This is a genomic window from Streptomyces sp. NPDC001744, from assembly GCF_042892575.1.
Classification (GTDB): Bacteria; Actinomycetota; Actinomycetes; order Streptomycetales; family Streptomycetaceae; genus Streptomyces.
In genome coordinates this window covers 149,834-169,775 of sequence record NZ_JBIAUG010000018.1, presented here as the reverse complement: position 1 = coordinate 169,775, position 19,942 = coordinate 149,834, and the positions used below count along the sequence as shown (strand labels likewise).

19 protein-coding genes and 1 riboswitch are annotated in these 19,942 nt (G+C 73.4%); of the genes, 10 read left to right on the top strand and 9 right to left on the bottom strand.

Going from position 1 to position 19,942, the window contains the following annotated elements:
- Positions 1 to 125: 125 nt before the first annotated feature.
- Both ACFYZY_RS21840 and ACFYZY_RS21835 read right to left on the bottom strand, forming a co-directional pair.
- Positions 126 to 491, bottom strand: coding sequence for an Rv2175c family DNA-binding protein (locus ACFYZY_RS21840; protein WP_388696615.1), 366 nt, complete (start codon positions 489 to 491; stop codon positions 126 to 128).
- Positions 492 to 593: 102 nt separating this feature from the next.
- Complete coding sequence (locus ACFYZY_RS21835; RefSeq protein ID WP_388696612.1) at positions 594 to 1,814, bottom strand: NAD(P)/FAD-dependent oxidoreductase; 1,221 nt, start codon at positions 1,812 to 1,814, stop codon at positions 594 to 596.
- Positions 1,815 to 1,907: 93 nt separating this feature from the next.
- Positions 1,908 to 2,020: riboswitch (TPP riboswitch) on the top strand.
- Here ACFYZY_RS21835 and thiO point away from each other — a divergent pair.
- The 6 genes from thiO (at position 2,018) to ACFYZY_RS21805 (ending at position 7,734) form a co-directional block, all read left to right on the top strand.
- Positions 2,018 to 3,196: a glycine oxidase ThiO gene (gene thiO, locus ACFYZY_RS21830; protein WP_388696609.1), complete on the top strand. Its 1,179-nt coding sequence runs from the start codon at positions 2,018 to 2,020 to the stop codon at positions 3,194 to 3,196. (Overlaps the previous riboswitch by 3 nt.)
- Complete coding sequence (thiS, locus tag ACFYZY_RS21825; protein WP_388696606.1) at positions 3,193 to 3,453, top strand: sulfur carrier protein ThiS; 261 nt, start codon at positions 3,193 to 3,195, stop codon at positions 3,451 to 3,453. Before thiO ends, thiS begins: the two co-directional genes overlap by 4 nt.
- Before the next feature lie 5 nt (positions 3,454 to 3,458).
- Positions 3,459 to 4,253, top strand: a complete 795-nt coding sequence (locus ACFYZY_RS21820) for a thiazole synthase (protein WP_388696603.1) — start codon at positions 3,459 to 3,461, stop codon at positions 4,251 to 4,253.
- An 88-nt stretch (positions 4,254 to 4,341) separates the two neighbouring features.
- Positions 4,342 to 6,294, top strand: coding sequence for a Stk1 family PASTA domain-containing Ser/Thr kinase (pknB, locus tag ACFYZY_RS21815; RefSeq protein WP_388696602.1), 1,953 nt, complete (start codon positions 4,342 to 4,344; stop codon positions 6,292 to 6,294).
- 7 nt (positions 6,295 to 6,301) lie between these two features.
- Positions 6,302 to 7,153 (top strand): deoxyribonuclease IV, encoded by an 852-nt coding sequence (locus ACFYZY_RS21810; protein WP_388696599.1) that lies wholly within the window; start codon positions 6,302 to 6,304, stop codon positions 7,151 to 7,153.
- A 68-nt stretch (positions 7,154 to 7,221) separates the two neighbouring features.
- Complete coding sequence (locus ACFYZY_RS21805; protein ID WP_388696598.1) at positions 7,222 to 7,734, top strand: DUF4396 domain-containing protein; 513 nt, start codon at positions 7,222 to 7,224, stop codon at positions 7,732 to 7,734.
- Between the two features lie 20 nt (positions 7,735 to 7,754).
- Here the strand turns inward: ACFYZY_RS21805 and ACFYZY_RS21800 are convergent, their stop codons facing one another.
- The gene (locus tag ACFYZY_RS21800) at positions 7,755 to 8,411 is read right to left on the bottom strand and encodes a sulfite oxidase-like oxidoreductase (protein ID WP_388696595.1); all 657 of its coding nucleotides are present in this window, start codon (positions 8,409 to 8,411) and stop codon (positions 7,755 to 7,757) included.
- Positions 8,412 to 8,594: 183 nt separating this feature from the next.
- On the opposite strand from ACFYZY_RS21800, the gene bfr reads away from it, so the two are divergent.
- On the top strand, positions 8,595 to 9,071 hold the full coding sequence (gene bfr / locus ACFYZY_RS21795; protein WP_388696593.1) for a bacterioferritin: 477 nt from the start codon (positions 8,595 to 8,597) through the stop codon (positions 9,069 to 9,071).
- Between the two features lie 42 nt (positions 9,072 to 9,113).
- On the opposite strand, the gene ACFYZY_RS21790 is transcribed toward bfr, so the two are convergent.
- Positions 9,114 to 9,371 carry a bacterioferritin-associated ferredoxin gene (locus tag ACFYZY_RS21790; RefSeq protein ID WP_388696591.1) on the bottom strand — a complete coding sequence of 86 codons (258 nt, stop codon included), beginning with the start codon at positions 9,369 to 9,371 and terminating at the stop codon, positions 9,114 to 9,116.
- A 122-nt stretch (positions 9,372 to 9,493) separates the two neighbouring features.
- Positions 9,494 to 10,846, bottom strand: coding sequence for a class II 3-deoxy-7-phosphoheptulonate synthase (locus tag ACFYZY_RS21785; protein ID WP_388696588.1), 1,353 nt, complete (start codon positions 10,844 to 10,846; stop codon positions 9,494 to 9,496).
- Positions 10,847 to 10,997: 151 nt separating this feature from the next.
- On the opposite strand from ACFYZY_RS21785, the gene ACFYZY_RS21780 reads away from it, so the two are divergent.
- The 3 genes from ACFYZY_RS21780 to ACFYZY_RS21770 all read left to right on the top strand — a co-directional run bounded on the left by ACFYZY_RS21780 (position 10,998) and on the right by ACFYZY_RS21770 (position 15,904).
- Positions 10,998 to 13,787, top strand: coding sequence for an N-acetylmuramoyl-L-alanine amidase (locus ACFYZY_RS21780; protein ID WP_388696585.1), 2,790 nt, complete (start codon positions 10,998 to 11,000; stop codon positions 13,785 to 13,787).
- A gap of 42 nt (positions 13,788 to 13,829) precedes the next feature.
- Positions 13,830 to 13,934, top strand: a complete 105-nt coding sequence (locus ACFYZY_RS21775; RefSeq protein WP_388696582.1) for a trp operon leader peptide — start codon at positions 13,830 to 13,832, stop codon at positions 13,932 to 13,934.
- Positions 13,935 to 14,035: 101 nt separating this feature from the next.
- On the top strand, positions 14,036 to 15,904 hold the full coding sequence (locus ACFYZY_RS21770) for an anthranilate synthase family protein (protein WP_388696580.1): 1,869 nt from the start codon (positions 14,036 to 14,038) through the stop codon (positions 15,902 to 15,904).
- 101 nt (positions 15,905 to 16,005) lie between these two features.
- On the opposite strand, the gene ACFYZY_RS21765 is transcribed toward ACFYZY_RS21770, so the two are convergent.
- From ACFYZY_RS21765 to macS, 4 genes are all read right to left on the bottom strand, one after another.
- Complete coding sequence (locus ACFYZY_RS21765; protein WP_388696577.1) at positions 16,006 to 16,800, bottom strand: S1 family peptidase; 795 nt, start codon at positions 16,798 to 16,800, stop codon at positions 16,006 to 16,008.
- A 53-nt stretch (positions 16,801 to 16,853) separates the two neighbouring features.
- Entirely contained in the window at positions 16,854 to 17,879 is a 1,026-nt protein-coding gene (locus ACFYZY_RS21760; RefSeq protein WP_388696574.1) for a 2-hydroxyacid dehydrogenase, read from the bottom strand.
- A gap of 145 nt (positions 17,880 to 18,024) precedes the next feature.
- Complete coding sequence (locus tag ACFYZY_RS21755) at positions 18,025 to 18,696, bottom strand: response regulator (RefSeq protein ID WP_388696571.1); 672 nt, start codon at positions 18,694 to 18,696, stop codon at positions 18,025 to 18,027.
- Positions 18,693 to 19,904, bottom strand: coding sequence for a MacS family sensor histidine kinase (macS, locus tag ACFYZY_RS21750; protein WP_388696568.1), 1,212 nt, complete (start codon positions 19,902 to 19,904; stop codon positions 18,693 to 18,695). The genes ACFYZY_RS21755 and macS overlap by 4 nt, the downstream gene beginning before the upstream one ends.
- Between the last annotated feature and the right edge of the window lie 38 nt (positions 19,905 to 19,942).

Here is a 19,942-nt window from a genome sequence, read left to right as displayed (position 1 = left end):
GGGGGGGCGCGGGGGGGGGGGGGGGGGGGGGGGGGGGGGGGGGGGGGGGGGGGGGCGGCGGCGCCCCCCCCCCCCCCCCCCCCCCCCCCCCCCCCCCCCGGCTGGTGGTGTCTTCGGTGTCCGCGTCAGACGGCGAGCGCCTGGGCGCGGCGCTTCACCTCCGTGCCGCGGTTCTCGCCGAGGGCCTGCGCGGGCGTGCCCGGCAGGCTCTCGTCCGGAGTGAACAGCCACTCCAGCATCTCCTCGTCGGTGAAGCCGTCGTCCCGCAGCAGCGTCAGGGTCCCGACGAGGCCCTTGACGATCTTGTCGCCCTGGATGAAGGCGGCGGGCACCTGAAGTGCGTTGTTCTCTCCGCGGCGCACGGCGACGAGCTGGCCCTCCTTGACCATCTGCCGCACGCGCGTCACCTCGACATCGAGCATCTCCGCGATGTCGGGCAGGTAGAGCCAGGCGGGGACGAGAGCATCGATCTTTGCGTCAATCTCGGTCACGGGACAAGCCTGCCATCCCGGACCGACAGCCGGTAGTCGGGTCCGCCGGACTGCCGCCTTCAGGGGGACGGGAACGCCCCCGGACCTGCCGGAACGCGTCCCTCACGCCGCCCGGACGGCCGCCTTCAGCGGTACGGACGGGTCGGCCGCCAGGGCCGGGTCGACCGGGACGGCGGCCTCGATCAGCTTCCGGCCCTGGGCCAGGTCGCGGGGGCGCCCGACCGCGAGGAGCGCCACCGGCACCCCGGCGCGCAGCCAGAGCACCGACCACGCCTCGTCCGCCGGGTCGCCGCGCCACAGCGGTTCGTCCGCGCCCGCGTGGTGCCCGGCGTACTGGACGAAGCGCCCGAACTGTTCGGACCAGAAGTACGGCACGGGGTCGTACGGTCCGGTGCCGGCGCCCGTGATCGCCGCGGCGACCGCGCGGGGCCCCTGGAGGGCGTTGTCCCAGTGGTGGACGAGGAGCCGTTCGCCGTAGCGGGCGGAGGGGAAGGAGGCGCAGTCCCCCACCGCGTACACGTCGGGCAGGGAGGTGCGCAGCCGGTCGTCGGCGGCGACGGCGCCGTCCGGGCCGAGGGCGATGCCGGAGCCGGCGAGCCAGTCGGTGGCCGGACGCGCGCCGATGCCGACGACGACGGCCCCGGCGGGCAGTTCGCGGCCGTCGGCGAGGACGACGCGGCCGGGTTCGACGGTCGCCACGCGTGCGCGGGTGAGGAGTTCGGCGCCGCTCCGGCCGTACCACTCGGCCATGGGGGCGGCGACCTCGGCGGGCAGGGTGCCGGCGAGGGGCAGGTCCGCGGCTTCCAGGACGGTGACGGCGCAGCCGGCCCCGAGCGCGGCGGTGGCGAACTCGGCGCCGATCCAGCCGGCGCCGACGACCACGACGGGGCGGCGGTGCTCCAGGACGGCGCCGAGGCGCACGGCGTCGTCCAGGGTGCGGAGCAGGTGGACGCCGGGGACGCCCTCGGAGCCGGGCAGGGTGACCGGGTGGGCGCCGGTGGCGATCACCAGGGTGTCGTACGGGACGGGTCCGGCCCCGGTGTCGATCTCGTGGTCGGCGGCGCGCAGTCCGGTGACGGCGACGCCGAGCCGGAGTTCGACGTCCAGCGCCTCGAAGTCGACCTCGAAGGCGGAGCCCTCGGCCTTTCCGAGGAGGACCGCCTTGGAGAGCGGGGGCCGGTCGTAGGGCTGGTGGGGTTCGGCCCCGATGAGGGTGACGGGGCCGGTGAAGCCCTGTTCCCGCAGGGCGACGGCGGTCTGCACGCCCGCCATTCCGGCGCCGACGACCACGACCTGCCGCTGGGTCTGCTGCTGCTCGCTCACCCGTCCACCTTACGCACCTGACGGGGCGTCAGGGCAAGGGGTGGCGGTGACCCCCTCGTGGCGGGGACCGGGCGGAAGCTAGTCTGGCGGGCGTAAAGCACTCGCGGGAGTCCGGACGCACCGGACTGAGAGGGAGGCTGGGCGGCCTCCGACCGTACGAACCTGATCCGGGTCATGCCGGCGAAGGGAGGGGCTGGACGCCCATGCGTTCTTCCGAGGCCCGAGGGGCCGACGTCCTCGTGGTCGGGGGCGGTGTCATCGGCCTGGTCACGGCCTGGCGGGCCGCGCTGCGCGGACTGCGCGTCGCCGTCGCCGACCCCGAGCCGGGCGGCGGGGCCGCGCGGGTCGCGGCCGGGATGCTCGCCGCCGTCACCGAGCTGCACCACGGCGAGGAGACCCTGCTCGGTCTCAACCTCGCCTCCGCCGCGCGCTACCCGGCCTTCGTCGCCGAGCTGGAGGAGGCCACCGGCCTCGACGTGGGCCACCGCGCCTGCGGCACCCTCGCCGTCGCCCTCGACGCCGACGACCGGGCGCACCTGCGCGAACTGCACGCCCTCCAGTCCCGCTGCGGACTCGCCTCGGAGTGGCTGAGCGGCCGCGAGTGCCGCCGCCTCGAACCGATGCTGGCGCCCGGGGTGCGCGGCGGCCTCCGGGCCGACGGCGACCACCAGGTGGACCCGCGCCGGCTCGCCGCCGCCCTCGTCGTCGCCTGCGAGCGGGCCGGGGTGGTCTTCCACCGGGCCCTCGCGGAACGCCTGACGGTGGTGCGGGGCCGGGCGCGGGGCGCCCTCCTCGCCGGGGGCGAGGAGGTGGCCGCCGGGCAGACCGTGCTCGCGGCGGGCAGTCTCAGCGGACGGCTCGCGGGGGTGCCGGAGGAGGTGCTGCCGCCCGTACGGCCCGTGAAGGGGCAGGTCCTGCGGCTGCGGGTGCCGCCCGCGTACGCCCCCTTCCTCTCCCGGACCGTCCGGGCCGTCGTGCGCGGCAGCCAGGTCTACCTGGTGCCCCGCGAGAACGGCGAGCTGGTCGTCGGCGCCACCAGCGAGGAGCTGGGCTGGGACACGACCGTGACGGCGGGCGGGGTGTACGAGCTGCTGCGCGACGCCCACGAGCTGGTCCCCGGGATCACCGAGCTGCCGCTCACCGAGACCCTGGCCGGGCTGCGCCCCGGCTCCCCGGACAACGCGCCGCTGCTGGGCCCCAGCGCCCTGCCCGGCCTGCACCTGGCCACCGGGCACCACCGCAACGGGGTGCTGCTCGCCCCGGTCACCGGCGACGTCCTGGCGGACGTGCTCACCACGGGCGTGCTGCCGGACGAGGCGCGCCCCTTCTCCCCCCGCCGCTTCTCCCCCGCCCCTCCCGTACGACAGGAGCAGCCCGCATGAACGTGCCCGCCGACGTACCCGCGCGCAGGCCCGCCGACGTGTCCGCGAACGCGTGCGTGAACGTGTTCGTGAACGGGGAGCCGCGCGCACTGTCCGGCCCCGTCTCCCTCGACGCCCTCGTCGCGACCCTCACCACCGCCCGCTCGGGCGTCGCCGCCGCCGTCAACGAGGCGGTCGTGCCGCGCGGCGAGTGGGCCTCGACGCCCCTGGGCGACGGGGACCGGGTGGAGATCCTCACCGCGGTGCAGGGGGGCTGAGCGCGATGTCCGACGACGTGTTCGTCCTCGGCGGCGCGGAGTTCTCCTCCCGCCTGATCATGGGAACCGGCGGGGCGCCCAGCCTCGACGTCCTGGAGCGCTCCCTGGTCGCCAGCGGCACGGAGCTGACCACGGTCGCCATGCGGCGCCTGGACCCGACCGTGCGGGGCTCGGTCCTCTCCGTCCTGGAACGGCTCGGCATCCGGGTCCTGCCCAACACGGCGGGCTGCTTCACGGCCGGGGAGGCCGTCCTGACCGCCCGGCTCGCCCGCGAGGCGCTCGGCACCGACTGGGTCAAGCTGGAGGTCGTCGCCGACGAGCGGACCCTGCTGCCCGACGGGGAGGAGCTCCTGAACGCGGCGGAGACCCTGGTGGACGAGGGCTTCACCGTCCTGCCGTACACCAACGACGACCCGGTCCTCGCCCGGAAGCTGGAGGACGTGGGGTGCGCGGCGATCATGCCGCTCGGTTCCCCCATCGGCTCCGGGCTCGGCATCCGCAACCCGCACAACTTCCGGCTGATCACGGAGCGGGCCGGGGTGCCGGTGATCCTGGACGCGGGGGCCGGCACGGCGTCGGACGCGGCCCTCGCGATGGAGCTGGGGTGCGCGGCGGTCATGCTGGCGTCGGCGGTGACCCGGGCGCGGGAGCCGGTCCTCATGGCCTCGGCGATGCGGCACGCGGTCGAGGCGGGCCGGCTCGCCCACCGGGCGGGCCGCATTCCGCGCCGCCACTTCGCGGAGGCGTCGTCCCCGGCGGAGGGCCTCGCGCACCTGGACCCGGAGCGCCCGGCGTTCTGAGGACGGGCGCCCCGCCGCACGTCACAGGTCTGCTGCGGTGCGGGACGACCGGGCGGGGCGCCCGTCCGCGGCTCGTAGACTCGACGCCGTGGACACGACCCTTCAGGACCCCCTCGTCGGGCGGCTGCTCGACGGCCGCTACCGCGTCGACGCGCGCATCGCCGTCGGCGGGATGGCCACGGTCTACCGGGCCCTCGACACCCGCCTCGACCGCGTCCTCGCGCTCAAGGTGATGCACCCGCAGCTGGCGGCGGACGCCGCCTTCGTCGAGCGGTTCATCCGCGAGGCGAAGTCCGTCGCCCGGCTCGCCCACCCCAACGTGGTCGGCGTCTTCGACCAGGGCGCCGAGGGCGCGTACGTCTACCTGGCGATGGAGTACGTCGCCGGCTGCACCCTCCGCGACGTGCTGCGCGAGCGCGGCGCCCTCCCGCCCCGCGCCGCCCTCGACATCCTGGAGCCGGTGCTCGCCGCGCTCGGCGCCGCCCACCGGGCCGGGTTCGTGCACCGGGACGTGAAGCCGGAGAACGTCCTGATAGGGGACGACGGCCGGGTGAAGGTCGCGGACTTCGGCCTCGTGCGGGCCGTGGGCTCGGCGACCGCCACCACCGGCTCGGTCCTCGGCACGGTCTCCTACCTGGCGCCGGAGCAGATCGAGCACGGCACCGCCGACACCCGCGCCGACGTGTACGCCTGCGGCGTCGTCCTGTACGAGATGCTGACCGGCGGCAAGCCCCACTCCGGCGAGACCCCCGCCCAGGTCCTCCACCAGCACCTGAACACGGACGTGCCCGCGCCCTCGGCCGCCGTCCCCGGGCTCGCCCCGGAGCTGGACGGGCTGGTCGCCGCCGCCGCGTCCCGCGACCCCGAAGCCCGCCCGCACGACGCCGTCGTCCTGCTCGGCCTGGTCCTCGAGGCCCGTGCCGCGCTCGGCGAGGAGCAGCTGGACGCGACGCCCCCGGGGGCCCTGTCCGGCGACCGGGACACCGCCGGGGACCGCACGAGCGTGATCGCCCGCGCCGTGCCGCCCGCCGGGGAGCACACCGGCGCGACCGACCCGCTCGTACCGGCGGGGGCCGTCGACCGGCAGGTGTCGCACACGAGCCGGCTGCCCGTGCCCGGGGTGCCGGCCGCCCCCGCGGCCGGCCGGCGCAGGCCCCCGCGCGGCCCGCTGCTCGTCGTCGCCGCCGTCCTGCTCGCCCTCGGCCTGGGCGCCGGGGTCTGGTACATCAATTCCGGCCAGTTCACCCGGGTCCCGGCCGTCCTCGGCCAGACCGAGGCCGTCGCGTCGAAGCGCATCACCGACGCCGGCCTGACGGTCGGCACGACGGAACGCGCCTTCAGCGACGTGTACGAGCGCGGCACCGTCATGGCCGCCGATCCCGCCCCCGGCGAGCGCCTGCGGGGCAACGGCACGGTCACCCTCACCCTCTCCCGGGGCCCCCGGATCGTGAAGGTGCCCCGCCTGCGGGACAGGCCCCTCGCGGAGGCGAAGCGCGCCCTGGAGAAGGAGGGGCTGGCCGTGGGCGTGGTCACCCGCGAGTTCAGCGACTCCGTCGCCCGGGGGTCCGTGATCGGCTCCGATCCCGAGCCCGGCACCGAGCGGAGTCCGGACTCGGCCGTCGCCCTGGTCGTCAGCAAGGGGGCACCCGTCGACGTGCCCGACGTCACCGGCGACGCCGTGCCCGACGCCACGGCCGCGCTCCAGGAGGCCGGGCTCACCGTCCGGGTCGCCCCGGAACGGGTCCACTCCCCCGAGGCCGCCGGCACGGTCGCCGCCCAGTCCCTCGCGCGGGGCAGCCGCGCCGCCGAGGGCGACACCATCACCCTCACCGTCTCCAAGGGGCCCCGGCAGGTCGAGGTCCCGGACGTCACGGGCGAGTCGACGGCGGACGCGCGGGCGGCCCTGGAGGACGCGGGCTTCGAGGTGAAGGTGGACAAGACCTTCCCCTACCTCGGCGACACGGTCGCGGCCCAGTCCGTGGAGGGCGGCTCCACCGCGCCCGAGGGCTCCACGATCACCCTCACGATCAAGGGACTGTAAGGAACCGATGCGCAATCCCGTCGGCGGTCACGTCCCGGTGGCCGGTGGCCTCGCCAGGAACGGCCTCGCCTACGCCCGTGACCTCGGCGCCGAGGCCGTCCAGGTCTTCGTCGCCAATCCGCGCGGCTGGGCCACCCCGGCCGGCAACCCGGCCCAGGACGAGCGGTTCCGGGCCGAGTGCGCGGACGCCTCGATCTCGGCCTGGGTCCACGCCCCGTACCTGATCAACTTCGGCTCGGACACCGAGGCCACGGCGGAGAGGTCGGTGGAGTCGCTGCGGCACTCGCTGCGGCGGGCCCGGGAGATCGGCGCGAAGGGCGTGGTGGTGCACACCGGCTCCGCGACCGGGGGCCGCCCGCGCGAGGTGGCGCTCGCCCAGGTGCGGGAGCGGCTGCTGCCGCTGCTCGACGAGCTGACGCGGCCGGACGATCCCGACCTGCTCCTGGAGTCGACCGCCGGCCAGGGCGCCTCGCTCTGCTCGCGGACCAGGGACTTCGGCCCGTACTTCGACGCGCTCGACCACCACCCCCGGCTGGGCGTCTGCCTGGACACCTGCCACGTCTTCGCGGCCGGGCACGACCTGGTGGACCCGCGGGAAGCGGCGCGGACGCTCGACCTGCTGGTGGGGACGGTCGGTGAAGGACGGCTGAAACTGATCCACGCCAACGACTCGAAGGACGTCGTGGGCGCCCACAAGGACCGGCACGCGAACATCGGTTCCGGCCACATCGGTGAGGACGCCTTCCGGGCGCTGCTGCGCCACCCGGCGACGGAGGGGGTACCGCTGGTCATCGAGACGCCCGGCGGCAAGGAGAAGCACCGGGCGGACGTGGACCTGCTGAAGGGGCTTCGCCCTTGAGGAATACCCCTGGGGGGTATACGGTTCCCGTATCGACGGGAACCGTCACCTGACGTTGGGGGCCTCTCATGCGCCACGAAGCACACTCCCGCCACGAGCACGGGCACGCCGGGCACGGCCACGGGCACCACGGCTCCCCCGGCGGGGTCACCTGGTCCGCCGCCGCCAAGGCGACCCTGCACTGCCTCACCGGCTGCGCCATCGGCGAGGTCCTCGGCATGGTCGTCGGGACCGCGCTCGGCTGGGGCAACACGCCGACGATGATCCTCGCCGTCGTCCTGGCCTTCTTCTTCGGCTACGCGCTCACGCTGCGCGGCATCCTGTCCGCCGGCGTCGACTTCCGGACGGCCTTCCGGGTCGCCCTCGCCGCCGACACGCTCTCCATCGCCGTCATGGAGGCCATCGACAACGGCGTCATCGCCCTCTGGCCCGGCGCCATGGACGCGCACCTCTCCGAGCCGCTCTTCTGGATCGCCCTCGCGCTGGCCCTGGCCGCCGCCTTCGTGCTCACCACACCGGTCAACAAGTGGATGATCGGCCGCGGCAAGGGCCACGCGGTGGTCCACCGGTACCACCACTGAACGCCCCGGTCCGGCCCCGGTCAGAGCTCGGGGCCGTCCCCGGGCTCCTCCTGGTACGAGTAGCGCTGCTCCCGCCACGGGTCACCGAGGTTGTGGTAGCCGCGCTCCTCCCAGAACCCCCGCCGGTCGGCGGTCATGTACTCGACGCCCCGGACCCACTTCGGGCCCTTCCAGGCGTACAGGTGCGGGACGACCAGCCGCAGCGGGAAGCCGTGCTCGGCGGTGAGCAGCTCCCCGTCCTTGTGGGTGGCGAAGATCGTGCCCTCCGCGGCGAAGTCGGCGAGCCGCATGTTGGCGCTGTAGCCGTACTCGGCCCAGACCATCACATGGGTGACCCGGGGCGCGGGCGGGGCCAGCTCCAGGAGCGTACGGGCGGCGACACCGCCCCACTCGGCGCCGATCATGCTGAACTTGGTGACGCAGTGCAGGTCGGCCACGACCGTGGAGAACGGGAGGGCCGAGAACTCCTCGTGGTTCCAGCACCGCTTGTCGCCGTCGGCCGTCGCGCCGAAGATCCGGAACTCCCAGCGGTCCGGCTTGAACTTGGGTACGGGGCCGTAGTGCGTGACCGGCCAGCCGCGCTGGAGCCGCTGCCCCGGCGGAAGATCCGCCGGGAGGTCCGGCGTACGATCCGGCCGACCCTCTTCCCGGTGTGCTCCGCTCTCCGGCTGACCCATGTCGTCCATGGTGACAGACCGCAAGGGGTGGTCGCGACCAGGTGACCTCTCCGGCGCCGCCACGGGGACAACTCCCACTAAGCCTGCACTTACTGGACGCCCCCCATCCCGGGTGCGAGGATGCGGCCATCCTGCCCAGTCATGGCGTAGACACACAGCGTGGAAGTGGAAGGAGCCTTTGCGATGCAGGGCGACCCCGAGGTCCTCGAGTTCCTGAACGAGCAGCTGACCGGTGAGCTCACCGCCGTCAACCAGTACTGGCTGCACTACCGCATCCAGGACAACAAGGGGTGGACGAAGCTCGCCAAGTACACCCGCGAAGAGTCCATCGACGAGATGAAGCACGCGGACAGGCTGACCGAGCGCATCCTGATGCTCGACGGCCTGCCCAACTACCAGCGGCTCTTCCACGTACGGGTCGGCCAGACCGTCACCGAGATGTTCCAGGCGGACCGGCAGGTCGAGGTGGAGGCGATCGACCGCCTCCGGCGCGGGATCGAGGTCATGCGCGCCAAGGGCGACGTCACGTCCGCCAACCTCTTCGAGGAGATCCTCGCGGACGAGGAGCACCACATCGACTACCTGGACACGCAGCTCGAACTGATCGAGTCCCTGGGCGAGGCGCTGTACATCTCGACGCTGATCGAGCAGCCGAGCTAGACGCTTCCGAACCGGACGGTCCTCCGGGCCGGGCCTTCCGCCCTAGGCGGCTTCCCCGAATCCGGCGACGGGCGCGGCGGCCGCGGCCGCCGACGCGGGGGCGCCCCGGTCCGCGAGCGCGCGGCGGGAGCAGTCGCCGCGTCCGAGGATGGCCTGGATGCGGCGGACGCAGGAACCGCAGTCCGTGCCGGCCTTGCAGGCGGAGGCGATCTGGCGGGGCGTGCAGGCACCCGCGTCCGCGTGGGCCTTGACCTGCTTCTCCGTGACACCGAAGCATGAGCAGACGTACACGCGACTCACCTCCCGCCGAGATCCATTAGGTTAACCTAACCTTACCCGGAGGGCCGGGGCCGTGAAAGGCCCGGAAACGACGATGGGGCGCGGATCACAGGAATCCGCGCCCCGCCGTCGTAGGAAGACACCTACTGATCGCGGTACATCTCCGCCACCAGGAACGCCAGGTCGAGCGACTGGCTGCGGTTCAGACGCGGGTCGCAGGCCGTCTCGTAGCGCTGGTGCAGGTCGTCGACGAAGATCTCGTCGCCGCCTCCCACGCACTCGGTGACGTCGTCGCCGGTGAGCTCCACGTGGATGCCGCCGGGGTGGGTGCCCAGCGCCTTGTGGACCTCGAAGAAGCCCTTGACCTCGTCGAGCACGTCGTCGAAGCGGCGCGTCTTGTGGCCGGAGGCGGCCTCGAAGGTGTTGCCGTGCATCGGGTCGGTGACCCAGGCGACGACCGCGCCGGAGGCGGTGACCTTCTCGACCAGCTCGGGGAGCTTGTCGCGGACCTTGTCGGCGCCCATGCGGACGATGAAGGTCAGCCGGCCCGGCTCGCGCTCCGGGTCGAGGCGGTCGATGTACGTCAGGGCCTCGTCCACCGAGGTGGTCGGACCGAGCTTGATGCCGATCGGGTTGGCGATCCGCGAGGCGAACTCGACGTGTGCGTGATCGAGCTGGCGGGTGCGCTCACCGATCCAGACCATGTGGCCGGAGGTGTCGTACAGCTTGCCGGTGCGCGAGTCGGTGCGCGTCAGGGCGCCCTCGTAGTCGAGCAGCAGCGCCTCGTGGGAGGCGTAGAACTCGACGGCCTTGAACTCGGCCGGGTCGGTGCCGCACGCCTTCATGAAGTTCAGGGCGTTGTCGATCTCGCGGGCGAGCGCCTCGTAGCGCTGGCCCGACGGGGACGACTTCACGAAGTCCTGGTTCCAGGCGTGCACCTGGCGCAGGTCGGCGTAGCCGCCGGTGGTGAAGGCGCGGACCAGGTTGAGCGTGGAGGCGGAGGCGTGGTACATCCGCTTCAGGCGCTCGGGGTCCGGGACGCGGGACGCCTCGTTGAACTCGAAGCCGTTGACGGAGTCGCCGCGGTACGTCGGCAGGGTCACGCCGTCGCGGGTCTCGGTCCCCTTGGAACGGGGCTTGGAGTACTGGCCGGCGATGCGGCCGACCTTCACCACGGGCACGGAGGCCGCGTAGGTGAGGACGGCGCTCATCTGGAGCAGCGTCTTGAGCTTGGCCCTGATGTGCTCGGCGGACACGGCGTCGAACGCCTCGGCGCAGTCGCCGCCCTGGAGCAGGAACGCCTCGCCACGGGCGACGGCTCCCATCCGGGCGCGCAGCTGGTCGCACTCGCCCGCGAAGACGAGCGGAGGATACGACTCGAGGTCCGCGATCACATCGCGCAGAGCCTCGGCATCGGGGTACTCGGGCTGCTGCGCCGCGGGCAGGTCTCGCCAGGTCGCCCCGGCGACGGCGTGGGAATCAGCGTTCACGGTCACACCGACAACATTACGGGGTTCTTCGTCCGGTCCTGTCCCACCGACCAATGGCTGAGACGGCGACCGGTATGTCCGCCGCCGATCTTCACGCCGTCGAGTGATGTTACCCTCAGCCCCGTTTCACAACATCACAGCGAACACAGGGGTGGGCGTGACGCAGGGACACCGCAGGGACCGCAAGAAGAAACGACTCCTGTACGGAGCGACGACCGCGGTCGTCGCCACGGCCACGATCGGCACCATCGCGGTCGCCTCACCGGGTCTCCTCGGCGCGGCGGGAGGCGACGGGCCCGTGAGGGACGCTTCCCTCCAGGCCCAGTTCGCAAACGCGGCGCGCGAGTTCGACGTGCCGCAGAGCGTGCTGATGGCGGTGTCGTACCAGCAGACCCGCTGGGAGTCGCACGACGGCGAGCCGAGCACGAGCGGCGCGTACAACGTCATGGGGCTCACGAAGGTCGATCCCGAGGACGTCGAGCGGAAGGTCACCGACGAGCAGATCGACCACTTCAACGGCAGCGGGCGGCCGGAGGTCGAGAAGTCCTTCGACCGCGAGAAGGTCCGCCGCATCCTGGAGAAGACGGTCGTCGACACCGACGACCCCCGGCTCCACACCCTGGACAAGGCCGCCGAGCTGATCGGCAGCTCCACCGAGACCGTGCAGAACGACACCGCGGCCTCGGTCCGGGCCGGCGCCGCGCTGCTCGCCGACTACCAGAAGCAGGCGGGCGCGGAGCTGTCCGACGACCCGGGCGACTGGTACCCGGCCGTGGCGCGCTACAGCCAGTCCCCCCAGAAGTCGGGCGCCGACCTCTTCGCGAAGCGCGTCTTCGAGTCGATCAAGGAGGGCGAGCGGGCGGTCACCCTCGACGGCGAGCGGGTCGCCCTCCCGGCCGACCCCTCGGTCGAGCCGGTCAAGCCGTCGAACGTGCCGCTGGCCGCGACCCCCGCGAGCACCACGGCCGTCCCGGCCCCCGAGTGCCCCTCGGGCCTGAACTGCAACTTCGTGCCGGTCCGCACGGACCCCGCGAACCCGAACAAGCGCAACTACACCCTCGGCGACCGCCCCAACCAGGGCGTGGACATCCGCCAGATCGTCATCCACGACACCGAGGGCGGCTACGACGGCTCGCTCGCCGCGCTCACCAACCCGAACGTGCCGGGCAGCGCCCACTACCTGATCCGCGCCACGGACGGTCAGGTCACCCAGATGCTCGAGAACAAGCAGCTGGCGTGGCACGCGGGCAACTGGACGCACAACATGCACGCCATCGGCGTGGAGCACGAGGGCTTCGCCATGAAGGAGGGGAGCTGGTACACCGAGCCGCAGTACCGTTCCTCCGCGGCGCTGGTGAAGTTCCTGGCGAACAAGTACGGCGTGCCGATCGACCGTGAGCACATCATCGGCCACGACGAGGTGGCGCTCCAGACGGACGGCAGCCTCGACAAGCTCCACTGGGACGCGGGCCCGTACTGGGACTGGAACTACTACATGTCGCTCCTGGGCGCCCCCCAGGGCGACAAGGGCCCGGGCGGCCTGCTCCGGGCCGGCCAGGTGGTCCGGGTGGTCCCGCCGTTCACCACGGCGAACCAGCCGAAGCTGACCGTCGGCGGCACGGCCGCCTCCCCGCGCCCGTCGAACTTCGGCTACCTGTACACGTCGCCCTCGACGACCGCGACGACGCTGAAGGACCCCTACTTCAGCTCCCTCTCGACCGAGGGGTCGAACTACGGCAACAAGGTCCGCGCCGGCGGCCTCTACGTCGTCGCCGAGGCGCGGAACGACTGGACGGCGATCTGGTACGCGGGCCAGAAGGCGTGGTTCCAGAACCCGGGCGGTCAGTACACCGTGCCGGTGAACGGCGCCACGACCGTGAAGGTGAAGTCGGGGCTGACCTCGGCCAAGGTCTTCGGGCGCTCCTTCCCGGAGACCGCCGCCTACACCGCCGCCGGTCTCGAGGCCCCCGGTGACGAGAACGCCCCCCTGACGAAGTTCTCGCTCGCCGCCGACCAGGCGTACGTGAAGGCCGGCCCGGCGGTGAAGGGCGACGACTGGTTCGGCACCGCCCAGCGGAACGTCGTCGGCAGCACGCTCTTCGTGCCGATCCGCTTCCACCACAAGATCACCTGGGTGAAGCAGTCCGACGTCGTGGAGGCGCCCGGCGCCGCGCCCGTCCGCACGGACAACCGCTACAACCTCCTCGCCCGTGACGCCTCCGGCGTCCTCTGGCAGTACCAGGGCACCGGCAGCGCCACCGCGCCGTTCCTGACGCGGTACAAGGTCGGCACCAGCTGGCAGGTCTACAACATGATCACCCCGCTGACGGCCCTGCGGGCCGACGGCGCCGGTGACGCCGTGGCCCGGGACGCCTCGGGCGTGCTCTGGTACTACGAGGGCAGCAAGGACCCGTCGGCGCCGCTCAAGGGCCGGCTGCGGGTCGGTCCCGGGTGGGGGGCCTACGACCGGATCATCGGCGTCCGCGACCTGACCGGGGACGGCAAGCCGGACCTGATCGGCCGCGAGAAGTCGGGCGTCCTGTGGCTGTACAAGGGCACCGGCACCCCGGCCGTGCCGTTCGCCCCCCGGGTGCAGATCGGCACCGGCTGGCAGGGGTACAACGACATCGTCAGCACCGGCGACCTGACCGGGGACGGCAAGCCGGACCTGATCGGCCGCGACGCCTCCGGCGCCCTGTGGCTGTACAAGGGCACCGGCAGCGCCACCGCCCCGTACGCCCCGCGCGTCCAGGTCGGCACCGGCTGGCAGGGGTACAACACCATCGTCGGACCGAGCGACCTCACCGGTGACGGCAAGGTGGACTTCGTGGCCCGCGACACCTCCGGCGTCCTGTGGCTGTACAAGGGCACCGGCAGCGCCACCGCCCCGTACGCCCCGCGCGTCCAGGTCGGACCGGGCTGGCAGCTCTACAACATGATCTTCTGATCGGATCACGGCTCCGCCGGGGCCCCGTCCGCACCGTCCACGGTGCGGACGGGGCCCCGTTCCCGTGTCCGGCCGGGTTACAGTGCTCACGTGCACGCGCCCCTGAACCAGAACTGGTGGTGGACCGCTCATCCGGCGGCCCACTGACTGCGCGTACACCGACACACGCGAAGGCCGCCCGAGGGGCGGCCTTTCCCGTATCCGGGGCCGTTCCTCTCCGCACCACCACGGAAGGAACGACGGACCCCATGGACCTCTCCCGTCTGCTCGACGACTCCTGCCCTCCCTTCGCCCTGCTGCGCAGGCGCACCCCGGGCCGTGACCACGACGCCGTCGAGGTGCTGATCGGCCCGGTCCACGAGGCCGAGCGCCTCGCGGACCTGCCCGTGGGCCCGGCGCCGGCGCTCGCGCTCGTGCCCTTCCGGCAGATCCGGGAGCGCGGCTTCGACGTGCGCGACGACGGCACGCCGCTCTCCGTGCTCGTCGCCGACGAGACGTACGAACTGCCGCTCGCCGACGCCCTGGACCAGTTGCCCGCGCACGCCGTGACCGTCGAGGGCGGCGGGTTCGACGTCTCCGACGAGGAGTACGCCGGGACCGTGCGGCGGGTGATCGACGAGGAGATCGGTTCCGGCGAGGGCGCGAACTTCGTCGTCCGGCGCACCTACACCGGGGAGATCCCCGGCTTCGGGCGCGCCGACGCGCTGGCCCTGTTCCGGCGGCTGCTCGCGGGCGAGCGGGGCGCGTACTGGACCTTCGTCGTGCACACCGGGGAGCGGACGCTCGTCGGGGCCAGCCCCGAGGCGCACGTGCGGATGGCGGGCGGGACGGTCGTGATGAACCCGATCAGCGGCACGTACCGCTACCCGGCCGGCGCCGCCCCCACCCCGGAGGACCTGCTCGCCTTCCTCGGCGACCGCAAGGAGACCGAGGAGCTGTCCATGGTGGTGGACGAGGAGCTGAAGATGATGTGCACGGTCGGGGACCGGGGCGGGGTGGTGATCGGCCCGCGCCTGAAGGAGATGGCGCACCTCGCCCACACCGAGTACGAGCTGCGCGGCCGGTCCTCGCTGGACGTGCGGGAGGTGCTGCGGGAGACGATGTTCGCCGCGACCGTGACCGGCTCGCCGGTGCAGAACGCCTGCCGGGTGATCGAGCGGCACGAGACCGGCGGGCGGGGCTACTACGCGGGCGCGCTGGCGCTGCTCGGCACGGACGGGAACGGCGCCCAGACCCTCGACTCCCCCATCCTGATCCGCACGGCCGACATCTCCCCCGGCGGGCGGCTGCGGGTGCCGGTCGGCGCGACGCTGGTGCGGCACTCCGACCCGGCGGGCGAGGTGGCCGAGACCCACGCCAAGGCGGCCGGGGTCCTCACCGCGCTCGGCGTGCGGGAGGGCAGGCCGGCGGCGGAGGCGCCGGCCGCGCCCCGGCTCGCCGACGACCCCCGGGTGCGGGCCGCCCTGGACGCGCGCCGGGCGGACCTCGCGCCGTTCTGGCTGAAGATGCAGGTCCGCTCGGCGGAGCTGTCGGGGCACGCCCTGGTGATCGACGCCGAGGACACCTTCACGGCGATGCTGGCGCACGTCCTGCGCTCCTCGGGCCTGGATGTGTCGGTGCTCCGGTACGACGAGCCGGGGCTGCGGGAGCTGGCCCTCTCCCACGAGGGACCGGTCGTCCTCGGCCCGGGGCCCGGCGACCCGTCGGACGCGGCCGATCCGAAGATGCGTTTCCTGCGTGGTCTGACCGCCGAGCTGGTCCGGGACCACCGGCACGGCCTGCTGGGCGTCTGCCTGGGCCACGAGCTGATCGCCGCCGAGCTGGGCCTGGAGATCGTCCGCAAGCGGGTCCCCTTCCAGGGGGCCCAGCTGCGGATCGACCTCTTCGGGCAGGAGCGGACGGTCGGCTTCTACAACAGCTTCACCGCCCGCTGCGACGACCGGACCGCGACCGAACTCGCGCTGCACCGGGTCGAGGTGAGCCGCGACCCGGAGAGCGGCGAGGTGCACGCGCTGCGCGGGCCCGGGTTCGCGGGGGTGCAGTTCCACCCCGAGTCGGTCCTCACGACGGAGGGCGCGGAGCTGACGGCCTCGCTCCTCGCGGGCGTCCTGGTCTGAGCGCCGCACGCCGGCGCGGGTGCCACGGACCGGTGCGGGTGCCGCACGCCGGTGCGGGTGCCGGTGCGGGTGCCGCACGCCGGTGCGAGCGCCGCGCGCCCTCACCCCACCGGCAGGCCCAGGTCCTTCGCGACCGCGCTCGCCCGGGTGAAGACGGAGACCGGGAACGTGTCGTCGCAGTACTTGTTGCCGGTGGAGACGATGCCGATGAGCTTCCCTCCGGCGGTCAGCGGGCCGCCGGAGTCGCCCTTGCAGACGCTGTCGTGGGCGCCCGGCGCCGGGACCCCGCACACCCGCAGGGCGGTGGTGTCGGTGGGGAAGGTGAAGGGGTCGCACTTCTTGAGCGGCGCGAGGCGCAGTTCGGCCGACTTGAGGCGGGTGGCCAGGCTGTCGGTGCCGGTGCGGCCCCAGCCCGTGATCGTCGCCTTCGTGCCGGAGGCGTACAGGGCCGTGTCCTTCGGTCCCGCGACCGGCAGCGGCTTGTAGGGCATGGCCCGGTCGAGGGTGAGGACCGCCGCGTCGTGGGTGAGGGTGGCCTGCTCGAACTTCGGGTGGACCTTGATCGAGGAGATGTGCCGGACCGTCCCCTTCCCGCTGCTCAGGGTGGTGCGGCCGCCGATGACGACCAGCTCGCGCGGGTTCTCGGCGTCGGCCACGCAGTGCGCGGCGGTGAGGACCTTGGTGGGCGCCACCAGGGTGCCGCCGCAGAACTGCGTGCCGTCCGGGGTCTCGATGAGCATGGCGTACGGGTGGTCCGTCACGGAGGCGGAGCGGCCCCCGTGGACGGCGGCCGCCGGGGTCGCCACGGCCGCCACGCCCCCGGCGGCGGCGAGGACGGAGGCGGCGAGCGCGGCGGCGGCGCGGCGCCCGGCGGACGAGAACGGGTGATTCCCCACGGAAACGATTCCCCCACTGAGAAGGCGCGCGGCCCGGTGGCCGCGCGTACCGGTCACGCCTGAGGATGAGCGGACCGGCCGGACGGTTCCCGGGGGATCAGGACGTTCTCGCTGTGCCGGCCCGCCGTGAAGTCGAGGACGTTGCGGAGCGTGGCGTCGATGATCTGGCCGACCGCGTCCACGGTGTAGTACGCCTGGTGGGAAGTGACCAGCACCTGGGGGAAGGTGACCAGACGGGCCAGGGTGTCGTCCTCAACCGCCTCCAGCGACTTGTCGAGGAAGAAGAGTCCGGCCTCCGCCTCGTACACGTCCAGGCCGACGCCGGTGAAGCGGCCGGCGCGCAGCTCGGCGACCAGGGCGTCGGTGTCGACCAGCCCGCCCCGGCTGGTGTTCACCAGGATGGCGTCGTCCTTCATCGCCCGGAGGGCGGCGGCGTCCACGAGGTGCCGGGTGGCGGGGAGCAGCGGCACGTGGAGGCTGATGAGGTCGGCCTCCGCGAAGAGGCGTTCCTTCTCGGCGTACGTCATGCCGAGGGCGGCGCAGGCCGGGTTCTCCACGGCGTCCCAGCCGAGCAGCCTCATGCCGAAGCCGTGGGCGATCCGGGTGAACGCCTCGCCGATCTTTCCGGTGCCGAGGACTCCGACGGTACGGCCCCGCAGGTCGCGGCCCATCAGCCCGTCGAGCCGGAAGTCGAAGTCGCGGGTCCGGTGGGAGGCGCGGACGATCCGGCGGTTGACGGCCGTGGCGAGGGTCCAGGCGAACTCGGCCACGGAGTAGGGCGAGTAGTGCGAGACCCGGGCGACGGTGAGGCCGAGCCGCTCGGCCTCCTCCAGGTCGATGTTGTTGAAACCGGTGGAGCGCTGGGCGATCAGCCGGGTCCCCCCGGCGGCGAGGATCCGCAGGACGCCCCGGTCGAGGACGGCGTTGACGCTGGTGGAGACGGCCTCGTGGCCGGCCGCGAGGGGGGCGGTGTCCTCGGTGAGGAAGACGTCCAGGCAGCGGAGGGCGTGACGGCCCCGGAACGCCTTCTCGAGGAGGGGCTTCTCGTCCACCTGCACGCCGAATGCCAGGATTTCCACGAATGTTCCCTCACTGCGGTGAAGGGCCGCACAAGTGCGCCTCTGTGTACATACGTGCCTCTTGGGCGCGAATATACGGCCCTTCCCGGCGTCGCGCCGGACGTCCACGGCCCGGAACGCGGCCGGGAACCGTGCCCGCCGGGGCTCAGGCGTCGTCGAGACCGCGCTCGATGGCGTACCGGACCAGCTCCACCCGGTTGTGCAGCTGGAGCTTGCCGAGGGTGTTCTGGACGTGGTTCTGCACCGTGCGGTGCGAGATCACCAGGCGCTCCGCGATCTGCTTGTAGCTCAGGCCCTTGGCGACGAGCCGCAGGACCTCGGTCTCGCGCTCGGTCAGCCGCGGGGCCTTCGGCTCGTCCGCGCCGGCGGCCGGGACGGGCTCGGAGGCGAGACGGCGGTACTCGCCGAGGACCAGCCCGGCCAGGCCGGGGGTGAAGACGGGGTCGCCGACGGCCGTCCGCCGCACGGCGTCGATCAGCTCCTCCGTACTGGCGGACTTGAGGAGGTAGCCGGTGGCCCCGGACTTCACGGCCTCCAGGACGTCGGCGTGCTCGCCGCTGGCCGAGAGGACGAGGACCCGGAGGTCCGGCCGGAGGCCGACCAGCTCCTTGCAGACCCGGACGCCCGGCTTGACCGGCAGGTTCAGGTCCAGGACGAGGACGTCCGGGCGGGCCGCCGCCGCGCGGCGCACGGCCTGTTCGCCGTCCCCGGCGGTGGCGACCACGTCGAAGCCCGCCTCCGCGAGGTCGCGGGCGACCGCGTCCCGCCACATCGGGTGGTCGTCCACGACCATCACCCTGATCCGCTGCTCGTTCATCTCTTCCCTGCCTTCCCCCGTGGAACCGTCAACTCGACCTCCGTGCCCTGCCCGGGGACCGAGATCACCTCGGCCGTACCGCCCAGGTCCCGCAGTCTCCCCCGGATGGAGAGGGCGACGCCCATCCGGCCCTCGTCCTCCGCCTGCGCGAGGCGGCCCTCCGGTATGCCCGGACCGTCGTCCCGCACGGTGACGACCACCTCGTCGGGCCAGTCCTCGATCAGGATCCAGGCGTGGGCGCCCTCGCCCGCGTGCGTCCTCACGTTGTCCAGGGCGGCGCCGACGGCGGCGGCCAGCTCACGGGCGGCGGGCGGCGGCAGCAGGACCGGGGCGCCCGGCTCGGAGAGGGTGGTCCGGGACCCGGCGCGCGGGGCGAGGAGCGCGCGCAGGTCGACGGGGGCGGAGGCGTCGGCCCCGTCGTCCTCCTCCACGACCCGGACCACGGCGCCCTCGGAGGCGTCCTCGGACACCAGGCTGGGCCGGGCGATCCCGCCCGCCACCAGGGTGCGCAGGGCCACCTCCTGCTCGCCCGCCATCCTGCCGAGTTCGGCGGCCTCGCCGCCGAGCGCCGTGCCGCGCCGCTGCACCATGGCGAGGACCTGGAGGACGCCGTCGTGGATGTCGCGGGCGAGCCGTTCCCGCTCCCGGGTGGCGGCCTCGATCTCCAGGGCGCGGGCGAGGGTGCGCTCGGAGGCGCGGGCCACCTCCACGACGTATCCGATGGCGATGGAGGCGACCCAGACCAGGACCACGTTGTGGACGGTGTCCCGGGAGGGGTGGCCGCGCTCGACGATGTTGGCGACGGCGACGAGCGAGGAGGCGACGCCGGCCCAGCGCCAGCCGCCCTTGATGGCGTACGCGAGGACGGAGCCGGCGGTCCATATGGAGGGCAGGGTGGGGCCGTCGACGGACTGGGCCTGGGCGTCCGCGAGCGGGGTGAGGAGGATGCCGACGAGGGCGACGGTGAGGTCGGCGCCGAGGAAGCGCCGGGTGCAGCCGGCCTCGTTCGCCACCCTGGGGAGGGTGGCGAGGGTCCAGACGCACAGCACCGCCAGGTAGACGACGCCGATCCAGGGACGCTCGTACCGTTCCCGCCCGAAGGCGAAGACCAGGACGGCGTAGACCATGGTCAGGACGCGGTAACCGGTCAGCGCCCGCCACAGCGGCTGCTCGACCGACATGCGCACGACGCGCTCGCGCCCGGCCATCTCCCCCACCTCCGTACGCCCCTGACGGGACGTCTCCC